This is a genomic window from Paenibacillus tengchongensis (genome assembly GCF_008973665.1).
Lineage (GTDB): Bacteria > Bacillota > Bacilli > Paenibacillales > Paenibacillaceae > Paenibacillus_AQ > Paenibacillus_AQ tengchongensis.
In genome coordinates, this window is the sequence record NZ_WACP01000017.1 from 1 (window position 1) to 19,569 (window position 19,569).

The following is a 19,569-nucleotide window of genomic DNA, read 5'->3' on the forward strand; positions in this document are numbered from 1 at the left end:
GGGGTTCCACGCGTACCCATCCCGAACACGACCGTTAAGCCCTCCAGCGCCGATGGTACTTGGACCGAAGGGTCCTGGGAGAGTAGGACGCCGCCAAGCGGAACTATATAATATTCCCTGATAGCTCAGTTGGTAGAGCACTCGACTGTTAATCGAGTTGTCACAGGTTCGAGTCCTGTTCGGGGAGCCATGCTCTCATAGCTCAGCAGGTAGAGTGCTTCCATGGTAAGGAAGAGGTCACCGGTTCGAATCCGGTTGAGAGCTCCATCTTTTAAGGCCCGTTGGTCAAGGGGTTAAGACACCTCCCTTTCACGGAGGTAACATGGGTTCGAATCCCATACGGGTCACCAATTTTCATTTAGGTTTCGTTTCTTTTGAGATCAACCTTACATTCGGAGGCTTAGCTCAGCTGGGAGAGCATCTGCCTTACAAGCAGAGGGTCGGGGGTTCGAACCCCTCAGCCTCCACCATTATCATCTTTATTTTAAAGTGATTTTGGACACTCTATTGGTGTTCGCCCTAGGGGATTAGCCAAGCGGTAAGGCAACGGACTCTGACTCCGTCATCATAGGTTCGAATCCTATATCCCCTGCCAAGTGCGAGCCATTAGCTCAGTCGGTAGAGCACCTGACTTTTAATCAGGGTGTCGAAGGTTCGAGTCCTTCATGGCTCACTTCTTAATACAATATGCGCGTGTGGCGGAATTGGCAGACGCACTAGACTTAGGATCTAGCGTCTTTGACGTGGGGGTTCAAGTCCCTCCACGCGCACCATTTACATTATGCGGACGTGGCTCAGCGGTAGAGCATCGCCTTGCCAAGGCGAGGGTCGCGGGTTCGATTCCCGTCGTCCGCTCCATAATTTGCGCCCTTAGCTCAGCTGGATAGAGCGTTTGACTACGAATCAAAAGGTCGGGAGTTCGAATCTCTCAGGGCGCGCCATTTATATGGCTGATATTTACGGGATGTAGCTCAGCTTGGTAGAGCACCTGGTTTGGGACCAGGGGGTCGCATGTTCAAATCGTGTCATCCCGATATCATTTCTTTGCGGGTGTAGTTCAATGGTAGAACTTCAGCCTTCCAAGCTGATAGCGTGGGTTCGATTCCCATCACCCGCTCCATAATAATTTCATAACGGGATGTAGCTCAGCTTGGTAGAGCACCTGGTTTGGGACCAGGGGGTCGCATGTTCAAATCGTGTCATCCCGATCCAAAGTCTACGGACTGCGAGAAACTCTTACTTCGGTAAGAGTTTTTTGTTGTATAGCAAATGAAGAGAACTTATGTTTGTCTAATTATCCCGCATCATCCCTTTATGCAGACGGTCGTGACCGAGTTCATGTGTGCAGACAAAACGCTGCCACTCTGCAGGAAGCCCCTCATGAATGACAACCTACGGGCAGTTAGTGTAGTTGGTTTGCGAAAAGATTAATGACTGTCTTCCTCGTCGGACTTCTTCCGCTTGTTCACCTGCTTGGCTTCCCAGAAAAGGCCGGTCTGTACATCCTTAATCCGCTGCTTATCTTCTTTGTTCAACGGGATGCCATCGAACATCAATTCACCGTCGTCCTCCAGCATGGCCCGGAAATCGCGCTTATCCTTGCTTGTGGCCCATGCAGGGACTGTGTTCTCGTTAAGGCTGACCTGATCTTCCATATATCCGGCCCGCTCCATCATTGCTTCATAAGGAACTTCAAGGGCTTCAGCGAGCTTTCGCAGTGTTGCCGGCTTGGGCACACCTCTATGACCGTTCTCCATTCTAGAGATCTGAGATCCGCTGATCCCGGCTCTATCGGCAAGCTGATGAATCGTCAGGCTCTGCTGCTCCCGAAGCTGTTTGAGATATTCCCCGAATACCGTCATGGTCCCACTCCTTTTAACCTTATTGACTTATGGTAATAATATTAAAAAATATTGTCAAAAGGTAAAAGTATAAAGCATAACTGTTGCCAAAAGACAAGAATAAGCGCGAAAACCATTAGTTTTGTTCTAAAAACAGGGAAATTCTGTGTTTTACCATACAGAGAGAAGATTTTATCACATTTTCCGAAAGGCTTCCTCTGCTAATCACCTAACATAACTTCTAAGGGAGTGTGTTTTATGATTAAAATGTCCTCTTTGCGAGAATATGCTTGAACGATACCGTATTTATAGGAGTTACTTTCGAAGCCAGAGAGGCTGCCACCACCTATTCCTATAATGAATTGGTGGAAAGGGCTAAAGGAGAAGAAGGAAGAAAAGCAAGAGAAAAAGGAAGAATCTCCTTGTCCGGAGGAAAGACAGAAAAAAACGTGTCCAGACAAGGCACAAGGAAATGACAAAAGTTCTGCCAACCCCGAGAAAGCCAAATGCCCCGCTGCTCCCCTAAAATTGCCTAAGATTGCTGATATGCTTAAGCCGTTTGAAGCTATAGGGATTTTAGGAAATAAGGCACTTGTTAATGCTGATATGCCAGGTGCTGATGCAGGCGGAAGCAAGTTGGGTGCTATCATTGGCCTAATGGCTTCCAAAGCTCTGGCAGCTGCCGGGGTTAACGGATATAATCAGGGTTATCTCACGCATAAAAATTGGAATGATGAAACCCCGTGAACTACCGAGCACTAATCTAAACGAAGTTGTGGAACCCGGCATGTACCTGCTGGGTGATAATTCACAATATGTTAACGCACCAGGTCTTAGCTGGAGCGAATTAGACGTTACGAAAAATGCCGCTGGTTTTGTTGTACAGGAAGCGACTAGTGTGGTCGGATCAGGTAAGAAATGGCGTTCTCGTTCGGACACGGGGAACTGGTCGGCTTGGGCAAAAGTCATGAGTGAATGGGACGTATCGGCTGCTGTAGTAAACCCGCCGTATGCTGTTACTACCAACACAGCCAGTGGATACGCCGCAAATTATCCTGATAGGACTATTTATACCCTTTCTGCAGGGTTAAGGATAACGATCAAGACCCATGCTGCCAGCACAGGGCCGATCACGCTTACGGTTGACGGGCTGGAAGCACGGCCGATCAAAAAGCATGAATGGCAACAATCCACCTTTGGCTTATGGCGGGGTGTACACGCTGGTTTACGATGGCTCGGCTTTTTATCTTACAGGGTGAGGGGGGAGTATGGTACAGCAATAGCATCCGAGGTTTTGGCCGGCAAGACCATAGGTACAGAGTCAGGATTATTAACGGGAACAATGGTTAACAACGGAGCTGGTGGGACAGTTACACCTTCAAGGCAGCCCAAACCAAACCAGCGGGGTACTATTCTTCCCCCATCACTGTTGCAGCAGTGTCAGCACCTTCAAACAAAATCCTATCCGATACTACGATTGCTGGAGTCAAAGGCACCGTGCCTATTATTCATCCGGAGATGATCCGGCCCAAGGTGTATGCAAATGGGGAGACGGAACGCTAGCAGTTTATCCATCAGAAGGCTACAGAAAAGGCGGGGCCGGAGCAGGAGAAATCAAGGTATCTGTCGTACAATTGAAGTCAGTTAACGCTTATTTGGCTCCAGAGTACATTAAATGAGGTGCTGAAATTTTCGGTGTAATCGGCAGCTTAATTGAGGGTAAACGATATGCATCGGGTTCCCATACCGTTCAGGGAGTATTTGAGGATGTCTTTATCGGAAATCTTGGATTTGCTCCCAGAACTGCGATAGCCCGTAAAGCGGATGGAGCGGATGACTATGGTATTTACCAGCCAGACCTCGGGATAAATATTTACGTCAGATACGGGGAAAGTAATCCTAAATACAGGTGAGAAATCAGGGAATGTTGCTCCTACCACTCGGAAAGAGGATTTCTCTTATTTTAAAGTGCTGGCAGATCAAGCTCCAGACACCGTCGGGATGATCGAGCTAGAGTATCGCCAGTATGCGCAGGACTTCCTAAATGCTACCTCTTATCGGGTCAATCCGGAAACCAGGGAGCTTGAATTTTGTTATGACCCATTTCCTTCAAGTGGACAGGAAGATCAGTCTTATCAAAAGCCCTTATCCGAGCAGTTAACATTGCTTGAGCAGCGTACTGAAGCGGCTGAAGCCGCAATTCTGGCATTGCTTGATTTGGGCCTTCAATAACTACTGAGCGGGGTGATTAGTGTGTATCTTTTTCTGTTAAATATGTGGACTATGGGTAAAGTTACAGAAGAATTGAATAGACTTTTAGCTGCAACACAAATCGAGTAACTAACGCCAATCCAGGCGTTTTTATTTTGCCCCCGGTTGTAATCGGGGGCTTTCTTTTTACCTATAAGTATAGAGAGAGGGGGCCTTGTGGTGTCCAGCGGGGAGAATGGGAAGCAAGGGGGGACCGGAGGTGTAGGCGAATTGGATAAACGCATCGAGGATATGGAGTATGGGCTGAACGCCATGAAGAATGAGTTCGTCCGGCTCTCTGGAGAAGCGCTGGCTGCCGATAAGCGGCTGAAGGTGTTGGAGGAGAATGTCCGGCGCCACGAGGAAGGTCTGACACAGCTAAAGGAGACCACCATTGAAATGAAGGTTCAATATTCTTCGATCATCGGCAAAATTGACAGTCTGGAGAATAAAATTTTCTCCCTGCTGCAGCAGACGGGGAAAGATTCTGCAGCCGAACGCAAATTCTGGATGGATCTGCTGAAGTACGTGCTTGGCGGGACGATCTTCGTCATTATTGGCTATGTTTTTCTGGGAGGAGCTTAAACAACGTTACTGTAATATCAACTTGATCACCGTTGGTGACCTAGCGCAGATAGCTTACTCATCATAGCTTTTATTTCGTTTTTATCTGTTAGAACTACTTCTTCTCCGGAAGGCCGTGCCATGGATATTTCACTTATTTCGATGGATGTAATACGCTCTACCGCGATTTGATGGGTGACCAGCTTTTGAAAAGAGGTTGTAATCATGTAGGGTAAATTCCTGTAGATAAGAAAAGTGAGGATCAGGATACTGATAACAATGAAAACATACCTGGTCCGGTTATTTCAAAAATAAAGACCTCCTGCCCCTGGTTGATTTCCATATTTAACTAATACTATAAATCGCTTTGTTTATTTCTTCAATAACAGTTTGAGAGGAGGTTAACGGGTTTGCTTACATGGACACAGGTGAAAAATAAATCGGCTTCCAGGCTGAACGGGCTGCATCCTGCCGTACGCGCGGCAACCGAGTTGCTTATGGAACGCTGCTACGCTGCCGGTGTGCCGATTCTTATTACTCAGGGATTACGTACCAGCTCCGAGCAGGACGCCTTATACGCCCAGGGACGGACCAAGCCCGGAGCCGTCGTTACAAATGCCCGCGGGGGATACAGTTACCACAATTACGGGCTGGCTGTTGATTTCGCCCTGCTGCTGCCCGGCGGCGCCGTTTCTTGGGAGATGAAACGCGATGGCGACGGAGATGGCACGGCAGATTGGCAGGAGGTTGTGCGGCAAGCCAAAGTGCTTGGCTTTGAATGGGGTGGAGACTGGAGCAGCTTCAAAGATTATCCTCATTTACAGATGTGCTTTGGCTTAACGATTAGTGAACTGCGGAGCGGGGTAAGGCCACAGGTTGCCGCCGTGGAAGCGGCATACAAACTGCTGCAAACAAAGGAGGCTAAAGAGATGAGCAAGACAGCCACGGCAACTGTAAAGCTGGACGGCACCACAATTGCCGACGGTTATATAGACAGCGGAGTGACTTATGTACCGGTCAGGCCCATTGCAGAAGCGCTTGGATTAACGGTAGCCTATGACCAGAGCAGCCGGACGGTTACCCTCACTTCCTGCAGTAAGGAGGCCGGAGGAAGATGAACAACGAGTTGTTTAACCATGTGCTGGCTTTCGCCACCACGTTATCGGTAGTGATTCTGGCCCTCGTACAGCTGATCAAAAATAATCTTAACCTTCCGCGCAACGTGATTCCGTTTATCGGGCTTGGCGTCGGCCTGCTGGTGGGAGCATTGGCCTACCCTTTTACCGACCTTAATTTGACGCTTCGCCTATGGGCGGGAGGTTTGGCCGGCTTGTCCGCTACGGGACTGTTTGAGCTTGCCTTTAACAACCGGGCAGGAAATACGAAGGAATAAGGATAGATTGGATTGAGCCTGCTCGTAAGAGCGGGTTTTTTTTGTTTTTTATAACCCCGATTCCCAAAATGCCGCTTTGCATGTATAATTCTATCAACGCATGGGAGCTTATCTGAGTTTAAAGCAACGGCCGGCGGACCACATTATAATAAGAAGGAATTCCGTTTTATGATTTATGACTGCATAAACAGCCTAAATGGTGTATAATCGTAGTTACTGCGACGCTTTACAGCGCAATAAACCTTTAGCTGTGGCAGCCGGTTTATTGTATGCTATGGGAAAGCTTCGAAATTAGACAATGTTCACGAACATTGATCCGGAAGAGATGGGGGGAGCAGCATGACTGAACTTACGACTACCGTTAGCAAGAGCAACTCCAACAATCTGCTGCGGCGGGACGTACGGTTCCTGGGAAATATTTTGGGCGAAGTCCTGGTTCACCAGGGCGGAAACGAATTGCTGGAGATCGTGGAGAAGATCCGCGAAACGAGCAAATCGCTGCGCTCATTGTTTTTGCCTGAACTGCACAATGAATTCAAAGAAATGATCAACTCACTGGATGCGGAGAACCGGCACCAGGTCATCCGCGCATTTGCGATTTACTTTCAGCTGGTGAACATTGCCGAGCAGAACCATCGTGTCCGCCGTAAACGCGACTACGAACGGTCGGCGGGGGAGACCGTGCAGCCAGGATCGATTGAGAGCGCTATTCAGGAGCTGCGCGAGCGTGACTTCTCACCTGCGGATGTCCATGAAATCATGAATACGATGTCTCTGGAGCTGGTGATGACCGCTCATCCGACAGAGGCCATGCGCCGGGCTATTCTTGATATTCACAAACGGATTTCCGATGATGTCATGGAGCTGGATAACCCCACTTTAACCTTCCGGGAACGCGAACAGCTGCGCGAGAAGCTGCTGAATGAGGTTATTACCTTGTGGCAGACAGACGAACTCCGCGACCGTAAGCCGACTGTGCTTGATGAAGTGCGTAACGGAATGTATTACTTCCATGAAACACTGTTCCAGGTGCTGCCTGATGTCTATCAGGAACTGGAGCGATGTCTTAACAAATATTATCCGGGCCAGCACTGGCATGTGCCGACCTACCTGCGTTTCGGTTCCTGGATCGGCGGCGACCGCGACGGTAATCCGTCAGTGACCGCCTCGGTTACCGAGCAGACGCTGCGGCTGCAGCGCAAGCTGGCTATTCGTGAATACCAGCGGATTATGCGGGAGCTGATGCAGTATTTGAGCTTCAGCACCAGCATTGTCAACGTGACGCCTGAATTGCTGCAATCCATTGAAATTGACAGGGAAATGATCAATCTGGAGAAGGCTAAATCGTGGCATAATGACAACGAGCCTTACCGGATCAAATTAGCCTATATGATTGCCAAGACCCATTACGTGCTGGATGATGAGAAAAAAGGCACACCGGAACGTTACGCGGCCCCGGAGGATTTCATCAAGGACTTGAACATTATCGACCGCAGCCTGCGGCATCACTATGCCGATTATGTAGCCGATACCTATATTAAGAAGCTGATCCGCCAGGTAGAGTTGTTCGGCTTCCACACAGCGACACTGGACATTCGCCAGCACAGCAAAGAGCACGAGAATGCGATGAGCGAGATTTTGGCGAAAATGAATATTGCCGAGAACTACGGCCAGATGGCGGAAGAGGATAAAATCGCTCTATTGGAGCAGCTGCTGAACGATCCGCGTCCGCTCACTTCCCCGTACCAGCGGTACAGTGAGAGCACAGAGGAATGCCTGGCGGTATACCGCACGGTGTACATGCTGCAGGAGGAATACGGCAAGCAGTGTATCACCAGCTATCTGATCAGTATGGCGGAAGCGGCCAGCGACATTCTGGAAGTGATGGTATTCTCGAAGGAAGTCGGCCTGTTCCACAAGGACAATGACGGTACGGTCGTCTGCACGCTGCAGGCGGTGCCGTTGTTCGAGACCATCGACGACCTGCATGATGCCCCGCAAATTATGGAACGCCTGCTGAAGCTGCCGATCTACCGTGAGGCTGTACGGGCAATGAATGACCAGCAGGAGATCATGCTGGGTTATTCGGACAGCAACAAAGACGGCGGCGTAGTGACTGCGAACTATGAGCTGCGGGTTGCCCTGAAAGAACTTACAGCGATGGCCGAAAAGTTCGACATCCGTCTGAAATTCTTCCATGGCCGCGGCGGGGCGCTTGGTCGCGGCGGTATGCCGCTGAACCGCAGCATCCTGGCCCAGCCGGCTTCCACCATCGGCGGAGGCATCAAAATCACCGAGCAGGGCGAGGTTATCTCCTCGCGGTACTCGATGAAAGGAATCGCTTACCGCAGTCTGGAGCAGGCGACCTCTGCGCTGGTTACAGCGGCGATTAATGCCCGTTTGCCGCAATCCAATCTCTATGAAGATAAATGGGAAGAGATCGTATCCCGGATCTCTGAAGTGTCCCTGAAGAAATATCAGGATCTGATTTTCCGCGATCCGGACTTCTTTGCTTACTTCAAGGAGTCGACGCCGCTGCCGGAAGTGGGCGAGCTGAATATCGGCTCGCGTCCTTCGAAGCGGAAGAACAGCGACCGCTTTGAGGACCTGCGGGCGATTCCTTGGGTATTCGCCTGGACGCAGAGCCGTAATCTGCTGCCGGCCTGGTACGCTGCAGGAACAGGCCTCCAGAGCTTCTACGACGGCAAGGAAGAGAACCTGAAGATACTGCAGACTATGTATGCAGAGTTCTCCTTCTTCACGACACTGATTGATACGCTGCAAATGGCAATCGCCAAGGCTGACCTTGTTATCGCCAGAGAGTATGCGTCCATGGGCAAGAATGAGGCTGCCCGGACCCGTATCTTCGGCGAGATCGAAGCCGAGTTCAAGCTGATCTCCGAGCTGATCCTCAAGATTACCGGTCAGCAGGATATTCTCGACAATGTGCCGGTGATTCAGGAGTCGATCCGTCTGCGCAACCCTTACGTCGATCCGCTCAGCTACTTGCAGGTACAACTGCTCGCCGAGCTTCGCGCCTTGCGTGAGGCCGAAGGTGACGACGCCGAGCTGTTGCGTGAGGTGCTGCTCACAATCAACGGCATTGCCTCTGGTCTCCGGAATACCGGCTGATCCCTTAATACACGAAGAAGCTTCCAAGCCCCGACTTGCCAATGCGAGTCGGGGCTTCTTGCGTTTGCAGGAAGCCGGCGCAGCCGCTTCCCCCGCCGCGAAGGAGGCGGGGAGGAGTTTACCCAGGTAGAGCCCGCAAGCGCAGCGCGGCTTCACCCCTTGCCCCTACCCCATTGTGGCGAGGGGGGGGGGAGGGGAAGTACGGCGGATGGAGCTGCGGAGCGGAGATTTGGAACTGGAGGAGCGGCAGCGTTCGCCTGAAAGCTTTCCGGAGGAAAGCTGGCATCGGAAGCATAAGCTATTGTCGGATTCCTACCGCGGGAAGCGGTTATAATGAGGGAATCCGACAATAACAGCGACCGGAAGTCCAAATTTTCCGCGGAGTCAGCGTTACCATCGCTATCATCCCCGGACACCCCCGAGCCAACGCAACCTTTTCTTGATTTTTACACCCACATGTTTTACGATTTATATGCTTGTACCGTGGATATTTACATAGTTGAAGTACCAAGGGCGGCAAGTCTGGGGGAGTTAAAAGGTGGAGAATTTGGAAGGCAGATTGACGAAGCTCGCCTTAAAGGGCGACCAAAGAGCATTTGCCGAGCTTGTGGAGCTGTATAAAGACAAGATATATCATCTGGCTTACCGGATGCTGAACAACCGCCATGAGGCGGAGGACATCGTGCAGGAGACCTTTTTGCGGGTATACCGGAATTTGGACCGTTACGATGACAAGCAGAAGTTCTCGACCTGGATTTACCGGATTGGCACGAATCTCTGTATCGACAGGCTGCGCAAGCGGCGGCCGACGTATTCGCTGGATGCGGAGATGAACGACCAGGAAGGCATTGACGGGTATTCCATGATCCCGAGCGACAATGTGACGCCGGAGACGGAGCTGCTGCTGTCCGAGACGCAGAGTCTGATTTATGAAGCCATTGACAGCCTGCCGGTCAAATACCGGTCGGTGATGATATTGCGTTATTTGCAGGATTTGTCGCTGCAGGAGATCAGTGATGTGCTCGACATGCCGGTGACAACGATTAAGACCCGCGTACACCGCGGACGGGAATTTTTACGTAAAAAATTAGGCCCGAAACTTTAAAAAATGCATTTTTAAATTGAAACGTATTTCCGGCAGCAACGTATGAAGGATAGCAGGTCTCGCGGCCTGTCTTGGCGTAAGCGATAAGCTGCCTGAAATAAGCACTCATGAAAGGATTGGCTCCTATGGAATGCAAACTGGCCGTCTCTATGATGCATGACTACTTGGATGACGACTTGCCCGAACTGCAGCAGAGGGAATTGAAGGAGCATCTTCTATCCTGTCCGGATTGCCGTGCAAAGTTCAAGGAATTGGAACAAACCGATATGCTGATGTTCTCGCTCATGCACCAGAGTCCTGCCGTCTCCGATGATCTGGTAGGCCGGATAATGGGTGCATTGCCGGCAACCAAGAAAGAGCGGGCTTTTGTGACCTGGATCAAACGTCATCCGGCGCTCACGGCGGCTTCCGTCTTTATTCTGGTCATGCTGATGAGCTCGGTAACGTTCTGGAACCAGGATAGACAGCTTGTGGTCAGGGGAAGTAATCTGGATCAGGTCGTGATTCAAGGCGATACTGTAATTGTTCCTTCCGGAACCACCGTTGCCGGTGATCTGACGGTAGAGAACGGCAAGACCCAGGTGTACGGCGAAGTCAACGGCAATGTGACAGTGATCGACGGCTCCCTGTATCAGGCTTCAACCGCTCATATTTCCGGGCAAGCCAAAAAAATAGACCAAGCTCTAAGCTGGATCTGGTATAAAGTGTCGAACATGTTCTCTGAAGTTGCCTACCGTTAATATCAGGGGTGCCGCTGATGCGGACCCTCCACGCGCCTCTTTTCCCGGAAAGGTGGCGCTTTTTTATTGCCCATTTTTGGGAACAGGCGAAATCCGTGCTCCCCAAACTTGCAACCGGGGCCTGAACGTTATAACCTAGATATGAACCGGAGCTGACAGAGATTTTACATAAACCCAGCACATTATTAGACGGGGGTTTTGGGCAATGAGTTATTTTACCGACATGACCTGGAAAGAAGCCATAAAAGATATCATCGATATTTTGATCGTTAGCTATATAATTTATAAAGTGCTCAATATGGTCAGAGGCACCCGTGCCGTACAACTCCTCAAAGGGATTCTGGTACTGGTGTTTATTTGGGCGATGAGCACGGTGCTTGACCTCTACACATTGAAATGGCTCATGAACCAGATCTATACGTTCGGTATTTTTGCGATATTCATCATCTTTCAGCCGGAGCTGCGCAGAGGGCTTGAACAGCTGGGACGCGGACGTTTCTTCGGACGGGGATCGGAGAATGACGAGGAGACGAGTAAGCTGATCGGCGAGGTCATTAAGGCCCTGAATTATTTATCCCAGCGAAAAATAGGAGCGTTAATTGTCTTCGAGCGGAAGACCGGGCTCAATGAATATACTGAATCGGGAATTCCCATGGGCTCCGTTGTCAGTTCAGAGCTCTTGATCAATATCTTTATTCCGAATACTCCGCTCCATGACGGAGCGCTTATTATGCAGAACGGACAGATTGCCGCTGCAGCCTGTTATTTGCCGTTGTCCGAGAACCCTTTTATCAGCAAAGAGCTGGGGACGCGGCACCGGGCGGCTATCGGCATCAGCGAAGTGGCGGACTCGGTATCGGTCATTGTCTCCGAAGAGACCGGCCAGATCTCACTGGCCATCAACGGGCAGATTGTGCGCGATATTAAGGAAGAGTCGCTGATCTCCAAGCTGCATCAGGAACTTAGCCCTGCCGCTTCACTGAAGGAGAAGAGCTCCGCTTTCTGGAAACGGAGGGGGGACAAGCATCATGGATAAGTGGATGAAGAATAACAACTTCAACAAAGTTCTTGCCCTTGTCTTCGCTGTCATTCTCTGGACCATTGTGCATGTCGACACGGAACCGGTGAATCAGACTACAGTCAGCACACAGAGTAAATTTATTGAGAATGTGAAGATAGAGGTCATCAACTTCGATGAAGAAAAGTATGAGCTGACCAAAGACGTAGATTATGTCGGAATGGAAGTGGCGGGCAGAAATTCCGACTTAAACTTCAAGCTGTCGGATGACTATAAGGTTATGCTCGACCTGGAAGGAGTAGGACCGGGAGATACTACGCTCCCGCTGCATTATGAATTGCCGAATGGCGTCAGACTGGTGGAGATGGACCCCAATGAAGTGAATGTGCATATTGAGCTGCGCAACACGAAATCTTTTCCGGTTACGATCGTAACGAACGGAGAGCCGGCAGAGGGTTACCAGCTCGGTACACCGGTGATTACGCCGGACACGGCAGAGGTGACGATGGCCGCCAGTGAGCTGGAAAAGGTAGCGAAGGTGGAAGGAACGGTCGAACTGGACGGCGAGACGGAGAACTTCACCGACCGGAAGCTCAGGCTCCGCGCCTATGACAAGGATGGAAATGAGCTGAAGAATGCAGTGATCTCACCGGCCACCGTGTCGGTGGAACTGCCGATTTCACTTCCCAGCAAAAGCCTGCCGCTAGACATCGGCTTTACGGGCCAGCTGCCCGGTTCCCTGGTGTTGTCCCGAGTAACACCCGAGCAGGACACTGTGACCGTGTACGGTACCGAGCAAGCGCTGGCTGCGTTATCGACGTATGAGGCGACGATCGACTTGAGCGCTATTGATGCGCCGGGTACCCGCCAGATGGAGCTGGAGCTGCAGCTCCCCGAAGGGGCGGTGAAGATTGAACCGGGAACGGTGAATGTCTCGGTATCCGCTGCGGAGATCACCCAAAAGACCGTAGAGGACATCCCCATCAGGCTGGAAGGGGTCGGCAGCGGATTGACGGGGAATATCATTGCTCCGGCTGCTCAGACGATGACGCTTACCGTATCAGGGGCGCCGACGCTGCTGGATCAGCTGGATAAGGAGAATGTCAGCATCATTGCCGATGTCGGCGGTCTGTCTGCCGGCGGACATCAGGTGACCCTGCAGGTCTCGCTGCCGCGGTTCATCTCGCTGGTGGATGCCGCACAGCCGCTTACGGCAACAGTTGAATTACACTCGCCTGTTTCCACCCCGGAGAGCACGGAAGCGTCGCAAGGAGGCGTGCAGAGCACGCCTGAACCAAGCGCCGAGCCGGTGATAGGGGAAGAACCGGTTCCGGAGCCTTCCCCGAGTGAAGAGGCTACAAGCCCGGCTTCACCGACACCTTCGGAATCACCGGCGGAGTCCGGCAATTCTTCTACAGGCGGGAATGACACGAACGCCGGTGCTGGCGGGGGAACGTAACTTTCCAAGGGAAGCTGCGTCTATTTATTCGTACACCGGAGCCGGGCTCCGGGAATAATTTATATGACAACAATCATTAAGCTAATTGGGGCAAATAAAGGAGATATCAGATGGGTAAGTATTTTGGAACAGATGGTGTGCGCGGAGTCGCAAACCGGGAATTGACTGCAGAAATGGCGTACAGCATCGGCCGCTGCGGAGGATATGTGCTGGCTGGAAATGTAGAGAAGCCTAAAGTGGTAATCGGTATGGATACGCGTATTTCCGGGCCGCTGCTGGAATCGGCGCTCGTGGCCGGCATGCTGTCGATTGGAGCTGAAGTCATCCGCCTGGGCGTGGTGAGCACGCCGGCAGTCGCCTACATCACCCGATTGCTGAAGGCCGATGCCGGAGTGATGATTTCCGCTTCGCATAATCCGGTTGAAGATAATGGCATTAAGTTTTTTGGCGGGGACGGCTTCAAGCTGACGGATGAGACCGAGCTAGAGATCGAGAAGCTGATGGATGCGGAGAAGGATGAGCTGCCGCGCCCGGTAGGATCTGGCCTCGGTACAGTAAGAGTCGATAACGATGCCAAGTACCTTTACCTTGAGTATTTGAAGACCACGATCGCCGAGTCTTTTGCCGGACTAAAAATCGTACTGGACTGCGCACACGGTGCGGCTTACGAGCTGGCTCCGCGTCTGTTCAGAGAGCTGGGTGCCGAGGTTGTCGCCATTGGCGCAGAGCCGGACGGACTCAATATCAACGACGGCTTCGGTTCGACCCATCCGGAAACGCTGCGCTCCGAAGTGTTGCGTCAGGGTGCCGATCTGGGCCTTGCCTTTGACGGGGACGCAGACCGTCTAATTGCCATTGACGAGAACGGCGATGAAGTGGACGGCGATTTCATCCTGCTGATCTGCGGCGACGCGATGAACCGGGCAGGCAAGTTGAAGGACGGAACTATTGTATCGACGGTAATGAGTAATATCGGCTTCTACAAAGCAGCCGAGAAGCTGTCTCTCAGCACCGCCAAGACGGCCGTAGGCGACCGTTACGTGATGGAAGAAATGCGCCGCAGCGGCTTTAATCTGGGCGGAGAGCAATCGGGGCATGTGATTTTCCTCGACTATAATACAACCGGCGACGGCATCCTCACTGCGATTCAACTGGTGGATACCATGAAGGCCTCCGGCAAGAAGCTGAGCGAGCTCAAGTCGATGATGACGAAGTATCCTCAGGTTCTGGTGAACGTACGGGTGCAAGACAAGACCAACTATCCGAATAATCAGGCGATTGAAGCGGCGATCAGTGCAGTTGAAGCGAAGCTGGGCGACAACGGCCGGGTGCTGGTTCGTCCTTCCGGGACGGAGCCGCTGATCCGGGTTATGGCGGAAGGCCCGGATAAAGCCGAGCTGGATGCTTTTGTCGGTCAGATTGTTGAGGTTGTACAGCAGGAATTGGTTTAATAGTACTTAAATATTGCTTCAGCGGCAGAGAACGCTGGCAGGTCTATATAAGTTGAACAAAGAATAACACAAAAATGGGAGTGCAGAGGGGAAGTTTGGAACTGGAGGAGCGATAGCGTCCGCCTTTGTTACCAGATTTCAACCGTTAATTCGAATAAAAGAAATCTGGGGGCAACAGCGGCCGGAAGTCCAAACATTCCCCGCAGTTACGAACAAATGTCGTGTGTACTTCAGAAGTTCAACCTATTATAGCGTTCTGCCGCTGAATTATTCATGAAAGTTTTCAAGGATATCCATGCTTTTCAGCATTGCCAAAACGAAGTCAGGTGCATATAATGATTAGGTGCCATTACAGAAGGAAAGCGGGGATCGTGAGGTTACTTTAGCAACATAAGCGCCAGAGCTTGCACTCGCGCGGGGGAGAAGGGAATCCGGAGCAGTCGGAGGAACGGATCACGGCAGCAGCAAGCTGACGAGGTGGAGGTGTTCGGAATGTTCGGCGGGGACCTCCCGGTGATGCACCAGAGCCGTAAACAGAACCGGAAAATGCGGGGGCAACCCTGCACACAACGTTTCTGTGGGTGTTCATATTTTATAACAAATTATTCATGGGTATGCGCTAACGGAAGAAACACAGGTCCTGCTGCGGCAGAGAGTAAGACTGTGCATGTCATGAATACCTGTATAGATTAACGGGTTTATTTTGTTGAGCGTTGTGGAATTTACAATACAACAGAATATTTGCTTATTCTCTACAGCATGCCGCACGGCACGTTTCTTTCCTTATGCCGCCCACATTTCAATCATTGGACGGAGGAATTTATAATGTGTGGTATCGTAGGATATATTGGTAATCAGAATTCTCAGGGCATCCTGGTAGAGGGCTTGAAGAAGCTGGAGTACCGCGGCTATGATTCGGCGGGTATTGCCGTATTCACGAAGGACGGTCTGCAGGTTGTTAAGGCACAGGGCCGCATGGCGAACCTGGAGTCGAGACTGGAAGCCACTCCGCTGAACGGAAGCGCCGGTATTGGACACACCCGCTGGGCGACTCACGGCAAGCCATCCGATGAGAACTCCCATCCGCACACCGACAACAGCCATAAATTCTCGGTTGTGCATAACGGGATTGTCGAGAACTACCTGGAACTGAAGGAAGAGCTGATTGCCGGGGGAGCGATTTTTACTTCCGAGACGGATACGGAGGTTATTTCCCACCTGATCGCCCGCGAATATGAAGGTGATATCGTTAAGGCTGTGCAAAAAGCGATCTCTCACATGCGCGGAGCATTCGCCCTGGGCGTGCTGACCGAGCATGAGCCGGATAAGCTGGTAGCTGTGCGTCAGGCCAGCCCGCTGATTATCGGTCTTGGCGATGGTGAAAACTTTATCGGGTCGGATATTCCGGCACTGCTGGAATATACCCGTAACGTATATATTTTGAACGACGGCGAAATGGCAGTGTTGACACGGGATGCTGTCGAACTGATGACGATTGAAGGCAACTTTATTTCTCGGGAAATGATTACTGTCGATTGGGATGCTGTTACCGCAGAAAAAGGCGGTTATGAGCACTTCATGCTGAAAGAGATCCACGAGCAGCCAAAGGCTTACCGCGATACCATGCGCGGCCGCATCAATGCCGAAGGCACCAAGGTCATTCTGCCTGAGCTCAATCTGACTGTTGAACAGATCAAGAACATTCGTAACATCCAGATCGTTGCTTGCGGTACGGCATACAACGCCGGCCTTGTCGGACGTAACTTGATCGAGTCGCTGGTTCGCATTCCGGTAGAGAACGATATTGCTTCCGAATACCGCTACCGTTCGCCGATCGTTACGCCGGAAACTCTGGTTATCGTAGTCAGCCAATCCGGTGAAACTGCCGATACACTGGCTGCATTGCGTGAAGGTCAGGCCAACGGCGCCCATGTATTGGCCATCACTAACGTGGTGGGCAGCTCCATCGCCCGCGAAGCCAATGACGTTCTGGTAACTCTGGCTGGTCCAGAAATTGCTGTAGCATCCACCAAGGCTTACACTTCGCAGATTATTGCGTTCACGCTGCTTGGCCTGTACATGGCTGAAGTACGCGGAACGCAGACTGACGAACAGGTTGCCGAGATTCTGGCAGCTATGGATTCCCTGCCTGAGCAGGTAGAAGAAATCCTGGCCCAGAAGGATGCCATCAAGACCTATGCGGAGCAAATCTCCAGCCACAAGCACCTGTTCTTCATCGGCCGCGGCGTAGACTACGCAGTAGCCCAGGAAGGCTCGCTGAAGCTGAAGGAAATCTCCTACATTCACTCTGAAGCCTATGCTGCAGGTGAACTGAAGCACGGTACGCTGGCACTGATCGAAGAAGGCGTTCCAGTGATCGCTCTGGCGACTCAGGAATCCGTACTGGAGAAGACCGTCAGCAACATCAAAGAAGTGAAAGCCCGCGGCGCAGACGTGCTGGCCATCACTCACGAAGAGCATGTCACCGACCTTCTGAAGTCCGTTGACCAGGCCTTCGTGATCCCTAAGACCCTGCCGCTGCTGACTTCCGCGTTGTCCGTAGTTGTTACCCAATTGCTGGCTTACTATGCTTCGCTGGCGCTGGGTCATGACGTGGATAAACCACGGAATCTGGCGAAGAGTGTAACGGTGGAGTAGGGATTGGTTTGGTTGAAACTTTTGTTGTTAGAAGAAAATAAAGTATTAGACTGAAAAATAAAGTATTAGACTCGGAAAAGTATTAGACTTTGCTATTAGCTTAATCTCAGACGTAGTGCCAAAAACACAACGGCAGCCGGTCACTAAAAGTGGACGGCTGCCTTTTTTCAACTAACGGGCAGGTTTGTTCAAACAACATCTCAAAATTCTGAGGTATTGCCTCTGAGTTAGTAGAACATCTTTGTGTATGAGGTCTGGTCAACAAACCATTCTTTTCGGATAGCCCCCCTTAAAAAAACAGTATATAATTAACTTTAATAAGAAACTAATGATTGTTCCGTTATAAATTTTGTCCTACTCATGGCTTTTTCCAAAATTCAAATCAAGGAGAAAAGCTAAATGAACTATAACTATAGAGCTGCTTTTTCGCAGACGGATATTACCCCGGATTTTCCTGTAGAAATGATTGGCCGTTCGCGTGAGAAGAATAAAGTAAACGGTATTCATTATCCCTTGAAAGCACAAATAGTACTGTTTGAACATCAAAATGACCGCTATTGCTTGATTGCCATAGATAGCTTAGGCTTTATCACAGCTCTATCAAATGAATTACGGAAAAGGGTTGCAGAAGCATTAGACACTACTGCCACTAATGTTATGCTCAATTTTTCCCATACCCACTCGGCACCTGATCCTTTGTCGCCGCTTAATGGACAAAAGTATTATTCGCTCTTATGTGACAGAGTGATTTCCTGTATAACAAATGCGCTAGTAAATTTACAGCCATGCCTCGTCTCCTGGGCAGTTGGCGAAACAGATATAGGTGAAAACCGGCGGGATGGGTGCAGCGTTGTGGATAAGCGCCTTGGAGCATTGCAAATTGTTAATGCTACTACTCAAAAATCGATTGTAATGCTATTACGGGTTTGTGCTCATGCCAATATCTTAATGAGCCATAGCAACAAACTGTCAAGCGACTATTTCGGTGCGACGCGGGAAAAGATTGCAGAACACTACGGTTGTCCAATTATGATGATACAAGGTGCTGCAGGAAACATTAAGCCTGTTGGTGTTGATAAAATTGATGGCGGCACTACATCCGATGTTGAACGAATAGCAGATGAGCTTCTGCAATCTGCGACAAAACTTCGATTTTCCCCAAAAAAAATAACACGTTTGCATATGGTGGAAACAGAGATTGAAATGTACTCTGATGTTCCAGAAGTTGATGAAGCAAGACAAATTGCGGAAAAATCAGGCTTGGATGCGACAGGTTGGCTTAGTGAATGTGAACAGTTAAGAAACGCCGGGATAACCACTCAAACGCAGAACCGTACCATCCATTTTCTATTGTTGAATGAGGGCAGCCTGTGTGGTGTGTCAGATGAAATTTTCTGTGAGCTTTCGCTTGCGGTTACGGAACAAACAGACAATCCTCTTTTATTTTTCAATGGGTATACCAATGGCTGCACGGGGTATCTTCCGAATAGAGAAGAATGGATAAAAGGCGGCTATGAAACTCATGGCAGCTATTTAATCTACTATATATTTCACGGCCATGTCATGCCTTTTCGAGCAGATACAGCAAAAAGACTTGTAAGAACAGTAGTTGATGTATGGAAGAAAAGTAATTAGCTACAGGAACATAAAACTGACAGCAGAAAAATAAAGCACTCGAGATAACTTCGTGTGCTTTTTTTCGTATGTGACTTGATAAATCCCTTAAATGTGCCGTGTGTAGAAAGAAGAAACGTAGTATTACTGTTAGGTTTGAATGCACAATCTGATTTTATTGAAAAAATGAACGAGTATTTATTACAATTTTCACAGCAATGGTTGTTTTATTAACTACTCAAATCTTATTTTTTGTTGTTGTAGCTCTGATAGAGCTCACTAAATTTATAAAGAAAGATACAGAGTTTAATAGGCTCAAGCCTAAACATCAGGGCGTTGCATTG

15 protein-coding genes, 12 tRNA genes, 1 rRNA gene and 1 pseudogene are annotated in these 19,569 nt (G+C 50.2%); 27 read left to right on the plus strand and 2 right to left on the minus strand.

Annotated elements, in window-relative coordinates; translation table 11 throughout:
* The 13 genes from rrf to F1381_RS23765 all read left to right on the plus strand — a co-directional run.
* A 5S ribosomal RNA gene (gene rrf, locus F1381_RS23705) occupies positions 1–99 on the plus strand; the annotation flags it as partial.
* A gap of 15 nt (positions 100–114) precedes the next feature.
* Positions 115–190, plus strand: a tRNA-Asn gene (locus tag F1381_RS23710).
* A 1-nt stretch (position 191) separates the two neighbouring features.
* A tRNA-Thr gene (locus F1381_RS23715) sits at positions 192–267 on the plus strand.
* Positions 268–275: 8 nt separating this feature from the next.
* Positions 276–350: transfer RNA gene (locus tag F1381_RS23720), tRNA-Glu, on the plus strand.
* 44 nt (positions 351–394) lie between these two features.
* Positions 395–470, plus strand: a tRNA-Val gene (locus tag F1381_RS23725).
* A gap of 51 nt (positions 471–521) precedes the next feature.
* Positions 522–595: transfer RNA gene (locus F1381_RS23730), tRNA-Gln, on the plus strand.
* Positions 596–600: 5 nt separating this feature from the next.
* Positions 601–673: transfer RNA gene (locus F1381_RS23735), tRNA-Lys, on the plus strand.
* 16 nt (positions 674–689) lie between these two features.
* Positions 690–773 (plus strand) — tRNA-Leu (locus tag F1381_RS23740).
* Positions 774–783: 10 nt separating this feature from the next.
* Positions 784–858, plus strand: a tRNA-Gly gene (locus tag F1381_RS23745).
* 6 nt (positions 859–864) lie between these two features.
* Positions 865–941, plus strand: a tRNA-Arg gene (locus F1381_RS23750).
* Between the two features lie 19 nt (positions 942–960).
* A tRNA-Pro gene (locus F1381_RS23755) sits at positions 961–1,034 on the plus strand.
* A gap of 12 nt (positions 1,035–1,046) precedes the next feature.
* A tRNA-Gly gene (locus tag F1381_RS23760) sits at positions 1,047–1,120 on the plus strand.
* 14 nt (positions 1,121–1,134) lie between these two features.
* Positions 1,135–1,208 (plus strand) — tRNA-Pro (locus tag F1381_RS23765).
* A gap of 91 nt (positions 1,209–1,299) precedes the next feature.
* Here the strand turns inward: F1381_RS23765 and F1381_RS28995 are convergent.
* Together F1381_RS28995 and F1381_RS23775 are read right to left on the minus strand one after the other, a co-directional pair.
* Positions 1,300–1,392: pseudogene (locus F1381_RS28995) on the minus strand (ImmA/IrrE family metallo-endopeptidase); the annotation flags it as partial.
* A 35-nt stretch (positions 1,393–1,427) separates the two neighbouring features.
* Positions 1,428–1,862: a helix-turn-helix domain-containing protein gene (locus F1381_RS23775; protein WP_151737323.1), complete on the minus strand. Its 435-nt coding sequence runs from the start codon at positions 1,860–1,862 to the stop codon at positions 1,428–1,430.
* 336 nt (positions 1,863–2,198) lie between these two features.
* Here F1381_RS23775 and F1381_RS23780 point away from each other — a divergent pair, with 336 nt between their 5' ends.
* From F1381_RS23780 to F1381_RS23840, 14 genes are all read left to right on the plus strand, one after another.
* The gene (locus tag F1381_RS23780) at positions 2,199–2,588 is read left to right on the plus strand and encodes a hypothetical protein (RefSeq protein WP_151737324.1); all 390 of its coding nucleotides are present in this window, start codon (positions 2,199–2,201) and stop codon (positions 2,586–2,588) included.
* Positions 2,589–3,278: 690 nt separating this feature from the next.
* Entirely contained in the window at positions 3,279–3,404 is a 126-nt protein-coding gene (locus F1381_RS29155; protein WP_281349951.1) for a hypothetical protein, read from the plus strand.
* 438 nt (positions 3,405–3,842) lie between these two features.
* Positions 3,843–4,073 carry a hypothetical protein gene (locus F1381_RS29000; protein WP_246188174.1) on the plus strand — a complete coding sequence of 77 codons (231 nt, stop codon included), beginning with the start codon at positions 3,843–3,845 and terminating at the stop codon, positions 4,071–4,073.
* 198 nt (positions 4,074–4,271) lie between these two features.
* Positions 4,272–4,676: a hypothetical protein gene (locus F1381_RS23790; protein WP_151737326.1), complete on the plus strand. Its 405-nt coding sequence runs from the start codon at positions 4,272–4,274 to the stop codon at positions 4,674–4,676.
* A gap of 389 nt (positions 4,677–5,065) precedes the next feature.
* Positions 5,066–5,773 carry a M15 family metallopeptidase gene (locus F1381_RS23795; protein WP_151737327.1) on the plus strand — a complete coding sequence of 236 codons (708 nt, stop codon included), beginning with the start codon at positions 5,066–5,068 and terminating at the stop codon, positions 5,771–5,773.
* Entirely contained in the window at positions 5,770–6,048 is a 279-nt protein-coding gene (locus tag F1381_RS23800) for a holin (RefSeq protein WP_151737328.1), read from the plus strand. The genes F1381_RS23795 and F1381_RS23800 overlap by 4 nt, the downstream gene beginning before the upstream one ends.
* A 339-nt stretch (positions 6,049–6,387) precedes the next feature.
* Positions 6,388–9,180 carry a phosphoenolpyruvate carboxylase gene (ppc, locus tag F1381_RS23805; RefSeq protein WP_151737329.1) on the plus strand — a complete coding sequence of 931 codons (2,793 nt, stop codon included), beginning with the start codon at positions 6,388–6,390 and terminating at the stop codon, positions 9,178–9,180.
* A 538-nt stretch (positions 9,181–9,718) separates the two neighbouring features.
* On the plus strand, positions 9,719–10,285 hold the full coding sequence (sigW, locus tag F1381_RS23810) for an RNA polymerase sigma factor SigW (RefSeq protein WP_039294228.1): 567 nt from the start codon (positions 9,719–9,721) through the stop codon (positions 10,283–10,285).
* A 125-nt stretch (positions 10,286–10,410) separates the two neighbouring features.
* Entirely contained in the window at positions 10,411–11,025 is a 615-nt protein-coding gene (locus F1381_RS23815; protein ID WP_151737330.1) for a zf-HC2 domain-containing protein, read from the plus strand.
* A gap of 205 nt (positions 11,026–11,230) precedes the next feature.
* Positions 11,231–12,061: a diadenylate cyclase CdaA gene (gene cdaA / locus F1381_RS23820; RefSeq protein ID WP_151737331.1), complete on the plus strand. Its 831-nt coding sequence runs from the start codon at positions 11,231–11,233 to the stop codon at positions 12,059–12,061.
* Positions 12,054–13,502 (plus strand): CdaR family protein, encoded by a 1,449-nt coding sequence (locus F1381_RS23825; RefSeq protein ID WP_151737332.1) that lies wholly within the window; start codon positions 12,054–12,056, stop codon positions 13,500–13,502. The genes cdaA and F1381_RS23825 overlap by 8 nt, the downstream gene beginning before the upstream one ends.
* A gap of 110 nt (positions 13,503–13,612) precedes the next feature.
* Entirely contained in the window at positions 13,613–14,953 is a 1,341-nt protein-coding gene (gene glmM / locus F1381_RS23830) for a phosphoglucosamine mutase (RefSeq protein ID WP_151737333.1), read from the plus strand.
* A gap of 825 nt (positions 14,954–15,778) precedes the next feature.
* Positions 15,779–17,611, plus strand: a complete 1,833-nt coding sequence (glmS, locus tag F1381_RS23835) for a glutamine--fructose-6-phosphate transaminase (isomerizing) (RefSeq protein WP_151737334.1) — start codon at positions 15,779–15,781, stop codon at positions 17,609–17,611.
* A gap of 399 nt (positions 17,612–18,010) precedes the next feature.
* Positions 18,011–19,246: an alkaline ceramidase gene (locus tag F1381_RS23840; protein ID WP_151737335.1), complete on the plus strand. Its 1,236-nt coding sequence runs from the start codon at positions 18,011–18,013 to the stop codon at positions 19,244–19,246.
* Positions 19,247–19,569: the final 323 nt, after the last annotated feature.